This window comes from Nocardiopsis codii (genome assembly GCF_036327455.1).
GTDB classification, from domain to species: domain Bacteria; phylum Actinomycetota; class Actinomycetes; order Streptosporangiales; family Streptosporangiaceae; genus Nocardiopsis; species Nocardiopsis codii.
In genome coordinates, this window is sequence record NZ_JAUZMY010000012.1 from 58,417 (window position 1) to 75,297 (window position 16,881).

Here is a 16,881-nt window from a genome sequence, read left to right on the forward strand (position 1 = left end):
GGCCTGACCCCTCTAGTTCTCGGAACGGTCGCCGTCGGGGCGCTGCCCCGCCTCGGGAGCACTGTCGTCCTTCGCGTCCCCGGCGGTCCCGCCCGTCCGGGGCTCGTCGGTGCCGGGGACCCCGTCCGTGTCCGCTCCCGCGGCCTCGCCGGCGGTCGTGGCGCCATCCGTCGCCGGGGACACCTCGTCACCGGACGCGGGCGCCGCTTCCGTCACCGGGGTCTCACCGGCGGCGGGCGCCCCGCTCCGGGCCGCCGACGCTCGCTCGGCCTTCGCGGCCTCGCCGGCCTTGGCGACCTCCTCCTCCTTCACCGGCTTCATGCGGCCCTGCCGCAGCTCGCCGATGACGGTGCCGCACACCGCGCGCAGCTGCTCGATGGAGATGGCTCCCGCCCGCAGCACCCGCGGCACCGCGTAGGTCAGGTCGACGATGGTCGAGGCGACCGGTGAGGCGGTCTCCCCGCCGTCCAGGTACACGGCGACGTCCTCGTCACCGAGCTGCTCCAGCGCCTCGTCCACCCGGGTGGCCGCCGGCCGGCCGGACTTGTTGGCACTGCTCACCGCCATGGGCCCGACCTCCTTGAGGAGCTCCAGGGCGACCGGGTCCATCGGCATCCGGACGGCCACGGTGCCCTTGGTGTCACCGAGGTCCCAGGACAGGCTGGGGGTGGCGGTGCACACGAGGGTCAGCGGGCCGGGCCAGAACTCCTCCATGAGGTCGCGGCCGTGGTTGCCGAGGTCCTCGATGAGGGCCGTGGCGGCGCGCATCGAGCCGACCAGGACGGGCGGCGGCATCTCGCGCCCGCGTCCCTTGGTGGCGAGCAGGTTCGCCACCGCGGCGGGGCTGAAGGCGTCGGTGCCGATGCCGTACACGGTGTCCGTGGGCAGCACCACCAGGTCACCTCGGCGTACCGCGGACGCGGCGTCGGCGATGCCGTCCTTGCGGGCGGTCTCGTCCGCGCAGTCGTAGATGCGGCTCACCTGCGTTCACCTCATTCTCGAACGGGGTCGACCGGATTGAGCGGTCCGACGGGTATACGGGGGGTGGTGTGGGGCACGGCCTGTCAGCCGTCCTCGTCGACGCGGCGCATGACCACGAAGCGGTCGCGCCGGGCCATGTCCTTGCGGTTGAGGACGTCGCGCCAGCCGTGGTCCTCGGGGAAGAGCCAGGGGATGTCGATGCCCTGCCCGTCGTGGTGCTCGACGGCCATGGCCCCGCCGGGGCGGAGCAGCCTGCGGCCGACCGCCTCCAGTTCGCGGATCATGTCGAGGCCGTCCTCGCCGGACCACAGGGCGGGTGCGGGGTCGTAGTCGCGCACCTCGGGCGGGATGGTCCCGGATCCGCGGGTGGGGACGTAGGGGGGGTTGCTGATGAGGAGGTCGACGCGGCCGTTCAGCTCGGGCAGCGCGGTGCGCATGTCGCCGTGGTGGGAGGTGACGCGGTCGGCGTGCCCGCTGGCGTCGATGTTGCGGCGGGCCCACTCCAGGGCCAGGGGGTCGATCTCCACGGTGTGCACCCGCGAGCGCGGCACCTCCTGGGCGATGGAGATGGCGATGGCTCCCGACCCCGTGCCGAGGTCGACGACCAGGGGGTCGGCGACGTCCATGCTGCGCAGTGTCTCGATCGCCCAGTCGACCATGATCTCGGTCTCGGGCCGGGGCACGAACACACCGGGCCCGACCCGCAGGTCGAGGTAGCGGAAGTAGGCGTGGCCGGTGATGTGCTGGAGGGGTTCGCGCGCCTCCCTGCGCGACACGCACTCCCAGTACCGGGCGTCGAAGTCGGCGTCGGCCACCATGTGCAGCTCCCCTCGACGGACACCGTGCACGAACGCCGCGAGTTCCTCGGCGTCGGTGCGGGGTGAGGCCACGCCCGCCTCGGCCAGCCGGAGCGTGGCGCGGGCGACCTCGTCGAGTAGCAGGTTCATGATGACTGGGCGGCTTCGAGCCTCTCCTTGGTGTCCGCGTCCACCAGGGCCTTGACGACCCCGTCCAGCTCCCCGTCGAGGACCTGGTCGAGGTTGTAGGCCTTGAAGCCGACCCGGTGGTCGGAGATGCGGTTCTCGGGGAAATTGTAGGTGCGCACGCGCTCGGAGCGGTCCACTGTGCGGACCTGGCTCTTGCGCTCGGCGGAGGCCTCGGCGTCCGCGCTGGCCTGGGCCTCGGCGTAGATGCGGGCGCGCAGGATGCGCATGGCCTGCTCCTTGTTCTGGAGCTGGCTCTTCTCGTTCTGGCAGGAGGCGACGATACCGGTCGGCAGGTGGGTGATGCGCACCGCCGAGTCGGTGGTGTTGACGCTCTGGCCGCCGGGCCCGGAGGAGCGGTAGACGTCGATACGCAGGTCCTTGGCGTGGATCTCGACCTCCACCTCCTCGGCCTCGGGGACGACCAGGACGCCCGCCGCGGAGGTGTGGATGCGGCCCTGCGACTCGGTGACCGGGACGCGCTGGACGCGGTGCACGCCGCCCTCGAACTTGAGCATGGGCCACACGCCGGCGCCCGGCTCGGGGTTGCCCTTGTTCTTGAAGGCGATCGTGATGTCCTTGTAGCCGCCCAGGTCGGAGTGGGTGGCGTCGATGACCTCGGTCTTCCAGCCCTGGCGTTCGGCGTAGCGCAGGTACATGCGGACCAGGTCCCCGGCGAACAGGGCGGACTCCTCGCCGCCCTCTCCGGCCTTGACCTCCATGATGAGGTTCTTGTCGTCGGAGGGGTCGCGCGGGACGAGGAGGACCCGGAGCCGCTCGGTGAGCCGCTCGGCCTCCTCGGTCAGGCGGTCGGCCTCCTCGGCGAAGGAGGAGTCCTCGACGGCGAGCTCGCGCGCGGCGTCGATGTCGTTCTCGACCTCCTTGAGCGCGCGGTAGGCCTCGATGATCGGGGTGAGCTGTGAGTAGCGTTTGCCCAGCGTGCGCGCCCTGGTCTGGTCGGCGTGCACCTCGGGGTCGGCGAGCTGCTGTTCCAGCTCGTAGTACTCCCCCAGCAGGTCATCCAGCTTCACTTCTGCCACGTCCCCGTCTTGTTCGGCTTGCCTCGCCTGTCCGTCTCCCCCTCGGGGGCCAACCTGGCCCCGTGGCGCCGGCGGTGCGGCGCCACGGGGCAGCGGGCTGCGCTACTTGCGCTTGCCGAAGCGCTTCTCGAAGCGGGCGACGCGGCCGCCCGTGTCGAGGATCTTCTGCTTGCCGGTGTAGAACGGGTGGCACTCGGAGCACACCTCGGCGCGGATCTTGCCCTCGGGCACGGTGCTGCGGGTGACGAAGTGGGCACCGCAGGTGCAGGTCACCTCGGTGGCGAAGTACTCGGGGTGGATGTCGGCCTTCATCGTGCTCTCCTCATCAGGGGCGCGACCGCCGGACGCATGCCAAGCCGCACCACCCGGAGGGTGGGTCGGCGTGGTGGGTCATGCGCGAACCGGTGTCGCGGCGATCCAGGTAGTCAGGGGCGGGCTCTGCCGGAAGACGGCGGTCCGTTGCCCTGGTACCAGTTTGCCAGACCCACAACGATGCCGGGACCAGTGTCTATTCCGTCCCCTTCTCGCCTCCCCCTCGGGCGGGGTCCCGGACTGCGCCGGACGCCCTTCCCGCGTCCGCCCTGCGCATGAGGGCCACGAGGGCGGCCAGGGCCGCGAGGAGGAGGGCGAGCACCACGGTTCCGGCGTTGGCGCCGAACCCGTGGACGAACACGTAGCTGACCGAGCCGGCCAGGAGGACGTAGTAGGCCATCGGCAGCACGGTCTGCCGGATGAGGTCGCCCTCCCTGCCGACCAGGCCGACCACCGCGGAGGCCGCGACCACGTTGTGGACGGTGATCATGTTGCCCGCGGCGCCGCCGACGGCCTGGGTGGCGACGACGGTCTCCGGCGGGACGCCGATGCGCTCCCCCGTCGAGAACTGGAACAGGGAGAACATCAGGTTGGAGACGGTGTTGGAGCCCGCGACGAACGCGCCCAGCGCACCGATCCACGGCGCGTAGAGCGGCCAGGCGGTGCCGCCCAGTTCGGCGGCGCCCGCGGCCAGGGTGAGGGGCATGCTCTCCAGGGCGGTGTCGCCGAAGTCGGCGCCCGTGTTGATGAACACGCGGACCAGGGGCACGGCGAAGAGCAGCGCGACGGCGGCGCCCGCCAGCTGCGATCCGGCCATCTTCCAGGACTCGGCGATCTGGCGCGCCTTCATGCGGTGCAGGCCGAAGGTGACCAGGCAGACCAGGATGAAGGTGGCCCCCGGCGAGTAGAGGGGTTCGACCACCTGCGAGACGGGGGTGCCGAAGATGTCGTCCGCACCGACGGTGATACCGGTCAGCCACTCCTTGACGGGTTCGACGGTGCGGGTGGCCACCAGGAGCGCGGCGACCAGGAGGTAGGGGGTCCAGGCGCGCAGGAGGCCGATGCGCCGGTCGTCGGCGAGGACGGTCTCGCCGTCACCGGGCGAGATCCTGCCGCTCCACCGGGCCAGCCAGTCCTCGCGCGGCGGGAAGTCCCACGTCCGCTCGGGCATCAGGAAGCCCTTGCGCGCGGCCAGGACGACGACGACCAGGCCGGTCAGCCCGCCGAGGAGGCTGGTGAACTCCACTCCGAGGAAGAGGTTGTACAGGACGGAGGGGACGGTCATGGCGAAGGCGGAGAAGAGCGCGAACTTCCACACCCCGAGGCCGTCGGAGAAGCGCCGCCGGCCGCCGTAGAAGCCGCAGAGCATGCAGCAGATGATCAGGGGGACCAGGGTCCCCGCGACGGCGTGCAGCAGGACGGTCTGGAACCCGATGTGGCTGATGAACCCGGGCAGGGTCAGGCCGAGCACGGCGGCGCGCTCGGCGACCTCGGGGGACCCCTCCAGTCCCCCGGCGACGCCGACGAGGATGGGGGTTCCGACGGCGCCGAAGCTGACCGGCGTGCTCTGGATGACCAGGCCGACCATGACGGCGGCCATGGCCGGGAAGCCCAGTGCCAGCATGAGCGGCGCGACGACGGCGGCGGGGGTGCCGAACCCCGAGGCGCCCTCGATGAAGCTGCCGAACAGCCAGCCGATGATGATCGCCTGGACGCGGCGGTCGGGGCTGATGTCGGTGAAGGTGGAGCGGATGGTGGCGATGGCGCCGCTCTTGGTGAGGGTGCTGAGCAGGAGCAGCGCGCCGAAGATGATGTACAGGAGCCCGACGGCGAGGATGAGCCCCTGGACGGTGGAGGCGGCGACGGCCGTCCAGTCCGCGCCCCAGCCGAGGACGGCGATGGTGACGACGACGGCGTACCCGGCGGGCATCGCGTACATGGCGGGGACGCGGAATCCGACGAGCAGGACTCCGACGAGCAGGATGGGGGTGAGCGCTAGGAGGCTGAGCAGGGCGAGGTTGTCCATACGGACGGCTCCCTGGAACGGGGGTGGTGCACTCGACCCCGCGACGATAAGCCGGTGTCCCTGGTGGGACCATCCCCCCTGTGCGATCCGAGATACACCGGTGATCTCTTTCGACTACCGGTGCGGTTCTGTCGCCATGCGGAACTAGGGGTGCCCTCCATCCCCTCCGGCCCCGGCTCACCTCCCCCGACGCACGCGACGGCCCCCTCCCTGTCGGGAGGGGGCCGTCGGTCGTTCACGCGCGGTGGAGGCTAGCGCTCCGGTCCCACGGTGGTCTTCTGGATCTGGAGCAGGAACTCCGCGTTGCTCTTGGACTCCCTCATCTTGTCCAGGAGCAGCTCGATCGCCTGGGTGGTGTCGAGCGCGTGCAGCACCCGGCGGAGCTTCCAGACGACGCCCAGTTCCTCGGACGACATCAGGATCTCCTCCTTACGGGTGCTGGAGGCGTCCACGTCCACGGCCGGGAAGATCCGCTTGTCCGCGAGGTTCCGGTTGAGCTTGAGCTCCATGTTGCCGGTGCCCTTGAACTCCTCGAAGATCACCTCGTCGGCGCGCGATCCGGTCTCGACCAGCGCGGTCGCCAGGATGGTCAGCGAGCCGCCGCCCTCGATGTTGCGGGCCGCGCCGAAGAAGCGCTTGGGCGGGTACAGGGCGGTGGAGTCCACACCACCGGACATGATGCGCCCGCTCGCCGGGGCGGCCAGGTTGTAGGCGCGGCCCAGGCGGGTGATCGAGTCCAGCAGGACGACGACGTCCATGCCCATCTCGACGAGCCGCTTGGCCCGCTCGATGGCCAGGTCGGCGACGACCGTGTGGTCCTCGGCCGGACGGTCGAAGGTCGAGTGGATGACCTCGCCCTTGACCGTGCGCTGCATGTCGGTGACTTCCTCGGGCCTCTCGTCGACCAGGATCACCATCAGGTAGCACTCGGGGTTGTTCTCGGTGATCGCGTTGGCGATCGCCTGAACCACCATCGTCTTGCCCGCCTTGGGCGGGGAGACGATGAGCCCGCGCTGGCCCTTGCCGATGGGCGCCACGAGGTCGATGATCCGCGTCGTGAGGATGTGCGGCTCGGTCTCCAGGCGCAGGCGCTCCTGGGGGTAGAGCGGGACCAGCTTGGAGAACTCCTGGCGGCCGCGGGCCTGGTCCGGCGACATGCCGTTGACCGAGTCCAGCCGCACCAGGGCGTTGAACTTCTCCCGGCGCTCGCCGTCCTTGGGCTGGCGGACCGCACCGATGATGTGGTCGCCCTTGCGCAGGCCGTGCTTGCGCACCTGGGCCAGGGAGACGTACACGTCGCTCTGACCGGGCAGGTATCCCGTGGTCCGGACGAAGGCGTAGTTGTCCAGGATGTCGAGGATGCCCGCGACGGGCAGCAGGACGTCGTCGTCGCCGATGATCGGCTCCGGCTCCTGGCCCCCGCCGCGTCCGCGGCGGTCACGACGGTCCCGGCGGCGTCCCCGGCGGCGTCCGCCGAAGTCGTCGTCGTCACCTCCGGAGTTGCGGTCCCGGTCCCGGTCCCTGTCGCGGTCGCGGTCCCTGTCGCGGTCTCGATCCCGGCCCTGGCTCTGGCCCTGACTCTGGCTCTGACCCTGGTTCTGACCGCCTCCGCCCTGCTGCGGGGCACTGCCGTTGGCGTTCTGGTCGTCGCCACCGCGGTTGCGGTTGCGGCGGTTGCGCTGGCGCTCGCGACCCTGCCCGGACCTGTTGTCACGGTCCTCGGCGGAGTCGGGGCCGTTCTTCTGGGGGGTACTGGATGTCTTGGTCACGCTGCTCGCGGAGGTAGAGGAGTCGGCGCCGTCCACCGACCTGGCCTGGTCGCCGGTCTCGTCACCGCGCCTGCGGGACGAACGCCGGTTGCGGGGCGACTTGTCGCCCCGTCCACCCTGGGGGTCGGTCACGGCCTGGTCCGACGGCCGGTCGGCCGCGCGCTGACGCGGGGCTTCGTCCGTGCTCGCCGTGTCGGGGGCCTGGGCCTCGATCGAGCCGTCGGTTGCCTCGACCTTACCGGCCTTGGGAGCCGGGTCGGCTTTCTTTGCGGTTTTGGCCTTCGCCGGGCCGCCCACGGGGCCGCCCTGCTTGGTCTCGATCGCGGCGATGACGTCGCTCTTGCGCATGCGCCCCGTGCCGGTAATGCCCAGACTGGAGGCGAGCTTCTGGAGCTCGGGGAGCTTCAGAGCCGCGAGCCCGGTACCGCGCGACGCCGTGCGGGACCTGGACGACGCACCTGTGGGCGCGCCATCGCCAGCCTCCGCTACGGAGGCGCCGGTGGAGGCTTTGCTGTCGACCGCCGCGTCCGTGTGGAGTTCGGTGGTGTCGCTCACTAAGGGTCCTTCCCAAGGAGCGGGCTTCGGCCGTCAGCGGATTGCATGATCGGCCGGCCCGGTGGTGCGAACCGGCAGGGGCCGGGTAGGGCGTGCCCCACGTGGATGTCGGAAACCGGTATGAAGACGGTCCCCTACCCAATCGCGGCGGGCTCTGGGTACAGCCAGACGTCGGGGCGGATGGCTCGGTGGTGATGCCCGTCAACCGTGGTGACACACTCATCCGAGGAGGAGTGGACTTCGATGACGTTGGCACAGTCGCGGGAGAACCGCTGACTCGACACGTTGGCCGCCGCTTCCGAGTGGTCGTGAGATCGGACCATCGGAGTATGGGATGCGGAAGCCGCTGTGGCGGATGAGCACTCGCCCCGCAACGGGGCATCCGGTGCTTCACCTAGCCTAACATCACCAGAGGCCACGGCTATTCCTCGACACAGGTGCTACGGATGGGGAGATGGGGACCGCACCCCTCCGGCTCAACGTGTAGGGGGCGTATGTCCCAATCATTACCCGCCCTCCGACGAATCGAATCAACCTGTCGGATGATTTCCGGCGAATCAGCCTCCGCGGTCCCCGTGCCGACCGAGCACAACACCAGCACCGTGGGTCCCGCGCCGGAGACCACCGCGGGCAGCCCCTCGTGTTCACGCAGGTCACGAATGAGGTCGAGGGTGCGCGGCATCGCCGGCGCCCGGTAGGACTCGTGTAGCCGATCCTCCGTCGCCGCGTACAGGGTTTCCGGGTGGCCACATACGGCCGCCGTCATCAGCGCGGAACGGCCCGCGTTGAAGGCGGCGTCGGCGTGCGGCACCGTCTCGGGCAGCAGCCCCCTCGCCCGCTCGGTGGACAGCCGCTCACCCGGGACGCACAGCACCGGGAGGATCCGCTCGTCCGGGGAGAGGCGCACCGCGCCCCACCGCCCGCTGTCCCGGTAGGCGACCGTGTAGCCGCCGTAGACGCAGGGGGCCACGTTGTCGGGGTGGCCCTCGATGTCGGCGGCGATCTGGTAGATGCCGTCCCGGTCCGGGCCGCCGTCGGGGCCGACCCGTCCCAGCAGGGCGCTGGCCGCGGCGACGCCGCCGACGATCGCCGAGGAGGACGAGCCGAGCCCCCGCGCGTGGGGCACGTTGTTGACGCACGTCAGGTCGAGTCCCGGCAGCTTCTCCCCGGCGCGCTCGAAGGTCTCGCGCATGGCGCGGACCACGAGGTGCCGCTCGTCGAGCGGAACCTCCCCGGCGCCCTCACCGCTCACCCGGACGCGGAGCCTGCCGTCGTCCCTGAGGGTGGCCTCGAACTCGTTGTACAGGCGCACGGCCAGGCCGAGGGCGTCGAAGCCCGGCCCGAGGTTGGCACTGGTGGCGGGCGCGCGGACGGACACCGCGGTGGGGCGTGGTGGGGTCACGGCGGACTCTCTCCTGACGGGAAGCGCGGCGGGCCGGGGCCCCCCGCGCCGGGGGCCGTGGACGGCGGTCGGCCTCAGGCGAGGTCGAGGGCCTGGGCGGCGGCGAGGGCGTCCACGGGGACGGTGATGGCGGAGGAGGCTCCGGCCAGCGCCCAGTCGGGGTCCTTGAGGCCGTTGCCGGTGACGGTGCAGACCACACGGCTGCCGCGCTGGACCTGTCCGGCGTCGACAGCCTGCATGAGCCCGGCGACGCTGGCGGCGGAGGCCAGTTCGACGAACACGCCCTCCTCCGCGGCGAGGAGCTTGTAGGCGGCCATGATCTGGCGGTCGGTGACCTTGTCGATCAGCCCGCCGGAGTCGTCGCGTGCCTGCTCCGCGAGCTTCCAGGAGGCCGGGTTGCCGATGCGGATCGCGGTGGCGATGGTGCTCGGGCTGGTGACGGGGGCGCCGTTGACGATGGGCGCCGAGCCGCTGGCCTGGAATCCGAGCATGCGCGGGTTCTTCGAGGAGATCCCGTCGCGGGTGTACTCGGTGTAGCCCATCCAGTAGGCGCTGATGTTGCCCGCGTTGCCCACCGGGATGCAGTGGACGTCCGGTGCGTCGCCGAGGGCGTCCACGATCTCGAACGCCGCGGTCTTCTGGCCCTGGAGCCGGTACGGGTTGACCGAGTTCACGAGGGCGACGGGGTAGTCGACGCTGAGCTTGCGGGCCAGTTCGAGGCAGTCGTCGAAGTTGCCGTCGACCTGGAGCAGTCGCGCCCCGTGGACGAGCGCCTGGGCGAGCTTGCCCATGGCGATCTTGCCCTGGGGCACCAGCACGGCGCAGGTCATGCCCGCGCGGATGGCGTAGGCCGCCGCGCTCGCGCTCGTGTTGCCGGTGGAGGCGCAGATGACGGCCTTGGCGCCGTCCTCGGCGGCCTTGGAGATGGCCATCGTCATGCCGCGGTCCTTGAAGGAACCGGTCGGGTTGAGCCCCTCGACCTTGAGGAAGACCTCGCAGCCCGTGAGCTCGGAGACGCGCGTGGCCGGCAGCAGGGGCGTGCCGCCCTCCTGGAGGGTGACGACGGGGGTGTTCTCGTTGACGGGGAGGCGGTCGCGGTACTCCTCGACGATGCCTCGCCACGCCCGTGCCATGCTCACGACTGAGTCCCTTTCGGGTGGATGCGGCTTCGCTTGACGCGCGGTGGATGCGGTGGGGGTCTCCACGGGTGCGCGGTGGCGCCTCAGGGTCCCGACCAGCTACGAGTCTACGACCCCACACATAGTATCTCGAATCGCGGTCGTCGGCGTCTCATTATGTGGCACTCCGGGTGCGGCCGGGAGGCCGCGCGGAGCCTCCGCGCGGCCCCGCCCCCGCCCCGGTGCACGCCCCGGCCGGCCCGTCCGGCCGTGCCGGCACACGGTCCGGCCGGGGCCGGACATCAGTCCGAGAAGGTCTCCACCCGCATCACGCTGGCCACCTCCCGGACCATGTGGTGCTCGCGCAGCACCTCGACCGTGGAGCTGAGCGCGGCGTCCGGCGCGGGGTGGCTGACGAGCACCAGCTGCGCGTCGTCACCGGTCCCCTCCTGCCGGACGTTCTTGATGGACACCCCGTGGTCGGAGAAGATCTCCGCGACCTTGGACAGCACACCGGGACGGTCGGCCACGTCCAGCGCCACGTGGTAGCTGGTGATGGTGTGACCCATGTCGTGCACCGGCAGCCCAGTGTCGTGCGCGCCCTCGGCCACTGAGGTGTCCGCGAGGCGGTTGCGCGCCACCGCGACCAGGTCGCCCAGGACCGCGCTCGCGGTGGGGGTGCCGCCTGCGCCCGCCCCGTAGAACATGAGGCGTCCCGCCGACTCGGCCTCGACGAAGACCGCGTTGTAGGCCTCCTTGACGCTGGCCAGCGGGTGCCCGACCGGCAGCATCACCGGGTGGACGCGCACGCCCACCGAACCGCCGTCCTCGGAGCGCTGGCAGATCGCCAGGAGTTTGACCACGCAGCCCATCGCCCGCGCGCTGGCGATGTCACCCGCGGACACACCGGTGATTCCCTCGCGGTGCACGTCGGCGGCGGTCACCCGCTGGGTGTGGAAGGCCAGCCTCGCCAGGATCGCGGCCTTGGCCGCGGCGTCGAAGCCCTCCACGTCCGCGGTGGGGTCGGCCTCCGCGTACCCGAGGGCCTGGGCCTCCTCCAGGGACTCCGTGAAACCCGCCCCCAGGGAGTCCATCCGGTCGAGGATGTAGTTGGTGGTGCCGTTCACGATGCCCAGCACCCGGTTGACCCGGTCACCGGCCAACGAGTCCCTCAGCGGGCGCAGCAGCGGGATCGCCCCCGCCACGGACGCCTCGTAGTACAGGTCCACCCCGGCGTCGCGGGCTGCCGCGTGCAGCGTCTGGCCGTCCTCCGCGAGCAGCGCCTTGTTCGCCGTCACGACGGACTTCCCCGCCTTGACCGCGGCGAGGATCAGCGACCGGGCCGGTTCGATCCCGCCGATCACCTCCACCACGAGGTCGATGTCGGGACGCGTCACCAGGGCCGTGGCATCGGTGGTCAGCAGCGCTGGGTCGACCCCGCGGTCGCGGTCGATGCGACGCACCGCGATCCCGCCGATCTCGATCGGCGTGCCCACCCGCGCGGCAAGCTCCTCGGACTGTTCGTTGACCAGGCGGACGACTTCCGAACCCACAACGCCGCATCCGAGCAGCGCCACCTTCATCGCCATTTGGGCGTGACTCCCACTTCTCTCGTGTCCCCAACCTCGCGCGGCGGCGCCGCCTCGGAGTGGACTGTTCAGCCGACGTCGAGGCGGAGCAGGTCCTCCTCGCTCTCCCTGCGCACGATGACGCGCGCGCTCCCGTCCCTGACCGCCACCATGGCCGGCCTGGGCAGATGGTTGTAGTTACTCGCCATGGAGTAGCAGTAGGCTCCCGTGGCGGCGACGGCCACCAGGTCGCCCGGCCTCAGGTCCGCCGGGAGGTAGAGGTCGTGGACGATGATGTCGCCGCTCTCGCAGTGCTTGCCGACCAGGCGCGACAGCATGGGGGCGGCGGTGCTCTCCCGGGAGACCAGCTGGCTCGTGTACTCCGAGCCGTACAGGGCGGTACGGATGTTGTCGCTCATCCCCCCGTCGACGCTGACGTAGGTGCGGATTCCCTCGACGTCCTTGACCGTACCCACCTCGTAGACGGTAATCCCGGCCGGGCCCGCCAGTGCGCGCCCCGGCTCGACGGCGATGCGCGGCATCGGCAGCCCCGCGTCCTGGCACTCCCTGCGCACGATGGAGGTCAGGCTCGCGGCGATCGCCTTGGGTTCGAGGGGGTCGTCACCCGAGGTGTAGGCGATACCGAGTCCTCCGCCGAGGTCGAGTTCGGCGAGGGTGACGCCCAGGTCCTCGTGGATGCCGGTGAGGAACCGGGCGACCCTGCGGGCGGCGACCTCGAACCCGGAGGTGTCGAAGATCTGCGAGCCGATGTGCGAGTGCAGGCCCACGAGTTCGAGGTGGGGCGCGTCGAGGACGCCGCGGACGGCGGCCGCCGCCGCCCCGGTGCTCAGCGCGAAGCCGAACTTCTGGTCGTCGTGCGCGGTGGCCACGAACTCGTGGGTGTGCGCCTCGACGCCGGTGGTCACGCGGATGAGCACCTTCGGGCGGACGCCGAGTGCGGCGGCGACCGACTCCAGGCGCGTGATCTCGTCGAAGGAGTCGATGATGATCCGTCCCACCCCGGCCTCGGCGGCGCGGCGCAGTTCGTTGACGGACTTGTTGTTGCCGTGCATGCCGATGCGCTCGGCGGGGACCCCGGCGGCCAGGGCGACGGCGAGTTCGCCGCCCGAGCACACGTCCAGCTTGAGCCCCTCCTCCACGACCCAGCGCGCGACGGCCTTGTTGAGCAGCGCCTTGCCCGCGTAGTAGACGTCGGCGTCGGAGAAGGCCGTGCGGTAGTCGCGTGCACGGCTGCGGAAGTCCTCCTCGTCCATGACGAAGAGGGGTGTGCCGTGGGCGGCGGCGAGTTCGCGCACGCCGACGCCGCCGATCGTGACCTCCCCCTCCGAGCGGCGGGCCGTCGTCGGCCACACCCGGGGGTCGAGGTCGTTGAGGTCCTCCGGCGGCAGCGGCGGGTTGTCCTCCGGCAGGATCTCCGCGTGACGGGATCCGGCGGGGTGGGCGTAGCGGCTCATGATGGGCTTTCGGCTGGAACTGTACGGCTGGGCGGGTCGGCGGGTCCCCGGCGGTGACGCCCGGGCCCATTGTCCACCAACCCGATCGGAACGCGTGGAATGGGTGTGCCCCCCGGAGGCATGGCGGGGCGTCTACAGCCTTGTGGGCGCTGACACCCCGAGCAGGAAGAGCCCGGTGCGGAGGACTCCGGCGACGGCGGCGGGCAGTGCCGTGGCCGTGACCGTGTCCGAGGTGGTCCGCTCCGCCGGTCCGGCGGCGGCGTGGGGACACGTCCGCCACTCATCGTAGGCACTGGCCAGCGCTTCCAGGTATCTCACCAGGATATGGGGTTCCTCTCGGCGCGCGGCCGTGTCCAGGACACCGGGTCCGTCGAAGAGGAGTCCGCGCACGGCGGCGGTGTGCGCGGGACACGCGGCGGGGGGCGGCGCCCCCTCGGCCGTCCAGCGTCCGCTGGTGACGGCGTGGGCGTGCGCGTGGCGCAGCCGGAAGGCGGGGTTGGCGTCGGTGAGGCGTGTCCAGGCCCCGGGGTACTCGGCGGACGGCAGGACCGGCAGGTCGCGGCCGGTGGTCTCGGTGGCGCGGGGGCGTTCGGGCACCGAACGGCAGAAGGCCACGCGCGCGCTGTCCTCCCCGACGGCTCCGAGTGCGCGCGCCGCGGGGGTGACGAGTCCGCTCCGGTCGCCGTCCAGGTAGGGGTCGCGCCAGGACACGTCGGCGTCGCCCGGCCCCGGCGGCGGGATCAGCGGCCCGGTGGCCAGGGCGATACGGCCCCGTGCGTCGGCGCGGGCGAGCCTGCGGGCCTGGGCGACCGGCCCCGCGTCGTGCAGCGCGGTCCGCGGCCACTCCCCCGCGCCGTCCCAGTCGCGGCCGGTCAGGAAGAGGGGGCCGTCGGAGGCCTCGGCGACCAGGGCGTCGCGCTGGTCGCCGGTGAAGGTGATGTTGAGGAAGCCGCGTCCGTCGGCGACGACCTGGGCGAAGTCCGCCAGGCCCGCTTCGCGCATGCTCTGCAGCTGCGCGGCCACACGGCCGGAGACCAGCAGGTGGTGGCGCCGTCCGCGCCCCTCGCCCGGGGGGAGCCGTGCGGCGACCTGCCCGACCAGGCGCGGCGCCAGGGCGGTGGCGGCGTCGGCCGTCCCGTCGGCCTGGTCGTGGCGCGGCCAGACGAACGGGACCTCCTCCGGGGGGAGGTCGAACGCGCGGGCGGCGGCCTCCCGGAGGAGGGCCTCCAGCCGTCTGGGGGTCATGCGGGGCCCCCGGCGCGGTCGACGAGTTCGCGGATGACGTCGATGAGCGCGTCCGGGTCGAAGGGCTTGGTGACGTAGGCGTCGACGCCGATCCGCTCGCCGCGCCGGTGGTCGTCGGCCTGGGTGCGGGCGGTGACGAGGATGATGGGGCAGTGCCGGGTGCGCGCGTCCGCGCGGAGCCGCTCGGCGGCGGTCCAGCCGTCCATGCGGGGCATCATCACGTCCATGGTGACGACGTGGGGGGCTATGTGGGCGGCACGGTCGAGGCAGTCGCGTCCGTCCACGGCGGTGAACACCTCGAACCCCTCCAGTTCGAGGTTGAGGCGGATCAGTTCCCGGATCACGTCGTCGTCCTCGACGACGAGAACCCGTGTGGGTAGGGCGTTCACGGGCGTGACACTACCGCCGCGCGGCGACACGGCACCACCGGAATCCGCCGATCGGCACGCCCCTCCCGGGGGCAGCGGTCACCGGTGGACGAAGGGCACGGCTCCCCTGCTACAGTTGTTCACGCAAGCCAGCCCCCTTAGCTCAGGGGATAGAGCATCGGCCTCCGGAGCCGAGGGCGCAGGTTCGAATCCTGCAGGGGGCACGCGGGCGCGTCAGCGCCATACTGGAGACGACCAGCGGGAACACTGTTCCCCGCTGGTCTTTTTCTTTTTCCGGGACGCCGACGGCACCCGACGGCCGCGGGGCCGCCCACGGTCGCGTCGGCCCGGAGGAGATCGACCCGCCTGGCAGGGGGACGACGTCCCCGACTCCTGGTGACGGTCCGGCTCGGACCGGTGGGAACGGGTGAGATACGCATGGTCGGGAGCAGGGAGCGCGAACGGGTCGCGGGTGAGCTGCGGCGGCGGATCCGGGCCGGGGACCCCGGCCCCGGCGGGCGGTTGCCCTCCGAGGACGAACTGGCCGGACTCCACGGCGCGGACCCGGCGGCCGTACGCGGGGCGCTGGCGCTCCTCCGCGCCGAGGGTCTGGTCGGGGAGCGGGACGCCCCGGGCACCGTGGTGCTCGCACCGCGGCGGGCGGTGGTGCGGAGCAGCGAACGCCACCAGTGGGAGAAGGACCGGGCACGCGCGGACCTGCGGGAGCGTCGCGCCACCGGGGCGACCGAGAACGACACGGGGTCCGTGGTGGACGACCTGGAGTTCAGCGCCCGCTACGGGCGCGTCGACGCCGACCCCGACCTGGCGGACGCCCTCGGGGTCCCGAAGGGGACCGCGCTGCTGGAGCGCGTCTACCGGACACGCCACCGCGACGAGGACGCCCCGTTCAGCCTGACGTCCTCCTACCTCGTCCTCGACCTGGTGGAGTCCAACCCCGACCTGCTCGACGAGACCAGGGAGCCGTGGCCGGGGGGCACGCAGAGCCAGCTGCGCACCGTCGGCGTCGAGGTGGACCGGGTGGAGGAGAGGATCACTGCGAGACCGCCCACACCGGACGAGGCGGACGGGCTCGGGCTCGGCGCGGGCGCCGCGGTGATGGTGCTGAGGAAGACCTCGATCGACACGCGGGGCAGGGTCGTGGACTGGTCCGAGGTCATCCTGCCCGGCGACCGCTCCGAGGCGGTCTTCACGACGCGGTTGGAGCGCTGGTAGCCGATGTCCCGGATCATCTCCGTCGTCACGGCCGTCCATGCTCCGGGCGCCCGCTTCCTGCCCGCCGCCTACCGGTCCCTCCTGGAGCAGCGGCTCCCCGACGGGTGGGACTGGCAGTGGGTCGTCCAGGAGGACGGTGAGACGGACGAGGTCCGCCCCCGCCTCGGGGAGGACTCCCGGGTGAGCTTCGGGCAGGGTCGGCCCGGCCGGGCGGGCATGGCCCGCACGATGGCGCTGTCCCGCGCGGAGGGCGAGTTCGTCAAGGTCCTGGACGCCGACGACCAGCTGACGCGGGGAGCTCTGGCGCGGGACGTCGCCGCACTGACGGGCGGGTCGGGAGCCGCGTGGGCGGCGTCGGCCGTCCTCGACCTGCTGCCCGACGGGTCCACCGCCGGGTTCGCCGGCGACCCCGACGAGGGGCCCGTGGAGCGCGGGGCCGTCCTCTCCCACTGGAGGGAGCACGACTTCCTGGCGCAGGTGCACCCGGCGACGCTGTGCGTGCGCCGCGACCTGCTCCTGGCCCTCGGCGGGTGGATGGCGCTCCCCGCGTCGGAGGACACCGGGCTGCTGCTGGCACTGAACGCCGTGAGCCGCGGGTGGTTCACGAGGGAACCCGGACTGCTGTACCGGAAGTGGCCCGGACAGGTGACCGCCGCGGCGGCGCACACCGACCGGGAGGAGCGGGCGGCGCGCATGGCCGTGGTGGAGTCGCGGGCGCTCGCCCTGTCGGGCACCGGCTGGAGCTTCGAACCGCCCCCGGCGTAGCGGGCGCCCGGGGCCACGTCCCCGCGCCGGGAGGGCGACGG

At 72.0% G+C, this 16,881-nt stretch carries 13 protein-coding genes, 1 tRNA gene and 1 pseudogene; 3 read left to right on the forward strand and 12 right to left on the reverse strand.

Features of this window, described 5'->3' with window-relative positions; all coding sequences use genetic code 11:
• Nucleotides 1–12: 12 nt before the first annotated feature.
• The 12 genes and pseudogenes from Q8791_RS13965 to Q8791_RS14020 form a co-directional block, all read right to left on the reverse strand.
• Nucleotides 13–981: an L-threonylcarbamoyladenylate synthase gene (locus tag Q8791_RS13965; RefSeq protein ID WP_330092114.1), complete on the reverse strand. Its 969-nt coding sequence runs from the start codon at nucleotides 979–981 to the stop codon at nucleotides 13–15.
• An 83-nt stretch (nucleotides 982–1,064) separates the two neighbouring features.
• Entirely contained in the window at nucleotides 1,065–1,928 is an 864-nt protein-coding gene (prmC, locus tag Q8791_RS13970; RefSeq protein WP_330092115.1) for a peptide chain release factor N(5)-glutamine methyltransferase, read from the reverse strand.
• Nucleotides 1,925–2,995, reverse strand: coding sequence for a peptide chain release factor 1 (gene prfA, locus Q8791_RS13975; protein ID WP_330092216.1), 1,071 nt, complete (start codon nucleotides 2,993–2,995; stop codon nucleotides 1,925–1,927). Before prfA ends, prmC begins: the two co-directional genes overlap by 4 nt.
• 111 nt (nucleotides 2,996–3,106) lie before the next feature.
• On the reverse strand, nucleotides 3,107–3,316 hold the full coding sequence (rpmE, locus tag Q8791_RS13980) for a 50S ribosomal protein L31 (RefSeq protein ID WP_330092116.1): 210 nt from the start codon (nucleotides 3,314–3,316) through the stop codon (nucleotides 3,107–3,109).
• 196 nt (nucleotides 3,317–3,512) lie between these two features.
• Entirely contained in the window at nucleotides 3,513–5,342 is a 1,830-nt protein-coding gene (locus Q8791_RS13985) for an L-lactate permease (protein WP_330092117.1), read from the reverse strand.
• Between the two features lie 251 nt (nucleotides 5,343–5,593).
• On the reverse strand, nucleotides 5,594–7,666 hold the full coding sequence (gene rho / locus Q8791_RS13990) for a transcription termination factor Rho (protein WP_330092118.1): 2,073 nt from the start codon (nucleotides 7,664–7,666) through the stop codon (nucleotides 5,594–5,596).
• Between the two features lie 440 nt (nucleotides 7,667–8,106).
• Nucleotides 8,107–9,044 (reverse strand): annotated as a pseudogene (gene thrB, locus Q8791_RS13995) (homoserine kinase).
• 98 nt (nucleotides 9,045–9,142) lie between these two features.
• Nucleotides 9,143–10,201, reverse strand: a complete 1,059-nt coding sequence (thrC, locus tag Q8791_RS14000; protein ID WP_330092217.1) for a threonine synthase — start codon at nucleotides 10,199–10,201, stop codon at nucleotides 9,143–9,145.
• 287 nt (nucleotides 10,202–10,488) lie between these two features.
• Nucleotides 10,489–11,775 carry a homoserine dehydrogenase gene (locus tag Q8791_RS14005; RefSeq protein ID WP_330092119.1) on the reverse strand — a complete coding sequence of 429 codons (1,287 nt, stop codon included), beginning with the start codon at nucleotides 11,773–11,775 and terminating at the stop codon, nucleotides 10,489–10,491.
• A gap of 68 nt (nucleotides 11,776–11,843) precedes the next feature.
• Nucleotides 11,844–13,229 carry a diaminopimelate decarboxylase gene (lysA, locus tag Q8791_RS14010; RefSeq protein ID WP_330092120.1) on the reverse strand — a complete coding sequence of 462 codons (1,386 nt, stop codon included), beginning with the start codon at nucleotides 13,227–13,229 and terminating at the stop codon, nucleotides 11,844–11,846.
• A 132-nt stretch (nucleotides 13,230–13,361) separates the two neighbouring features.
• Nucleotides 13,362–14,474: a DALR anticodon-binding domain-containing protein gene (locus Q8791_RS14015; protein WP_330092121.1), complete on the reverse strand. Its 1,113-nt coding sequence runs from the start codon at nucleotides 14,472–14,474 to the stop codon at nucleotides 13,362–13,364.
• Complete coding sequence (locus tag Q8791_RS14020; RefSeq protein ID WP_330092122.1) at nucleotides 14,471–14,863, reverse strand: response regulator; 393 nt, start codon at nucleotides 14,861–14,863, stop codon at nucleotides 14,471–14,473. The genes Q8791_RS14015 and Q8791_RS14020 overlap by 4 nt, the downstream gene beginning before the upstream one ends.
• A 131-nt stretch (nucleotides 14,864–14,994) precedes the next feature.
• Between Q8791_RS14020 and Q8791_RS14025 the strand changes: the two genes are divergently transcribed.
• From Q8791_RS14025 to Q8791_RS14035, 3 genes are all read left to right on the forward strand, one after another.
• Nucleotides 14,995–15,066 (forward strand) — tRNA-Arg (locus Q8791_RS14025).
• 214 nt (nucleotides 15,067–15,280) lie between these two features.
• Nucleotides 15,281–16,075: a GntR family transcriptional regulator gene (locus Q8791_RS14030; protein ID WP_330092123.1), complete on the forward strand. Its 795-nt coding sequence runs from the start codon at nucleotides 15,281–15,283 to the stop codon at nucleotides 16,073–16,075.
• A 3-nt stretch (nucleotides 16,076–16,078) separates the two neighbouring features.
• Nucleotides 16,079–16,840, forward strand: coding sequence for a glycosyltransferase family 2 protein (locus Q8791_RS14035; protein ID WP_330092124.1), 762 nt, complete (start codon nucleotides 16,079–16,081; stop codon nucleotides 16,838–16,840).
• Nucleotides 16,841–16,881: the final 41 nt, after the last annotated feature.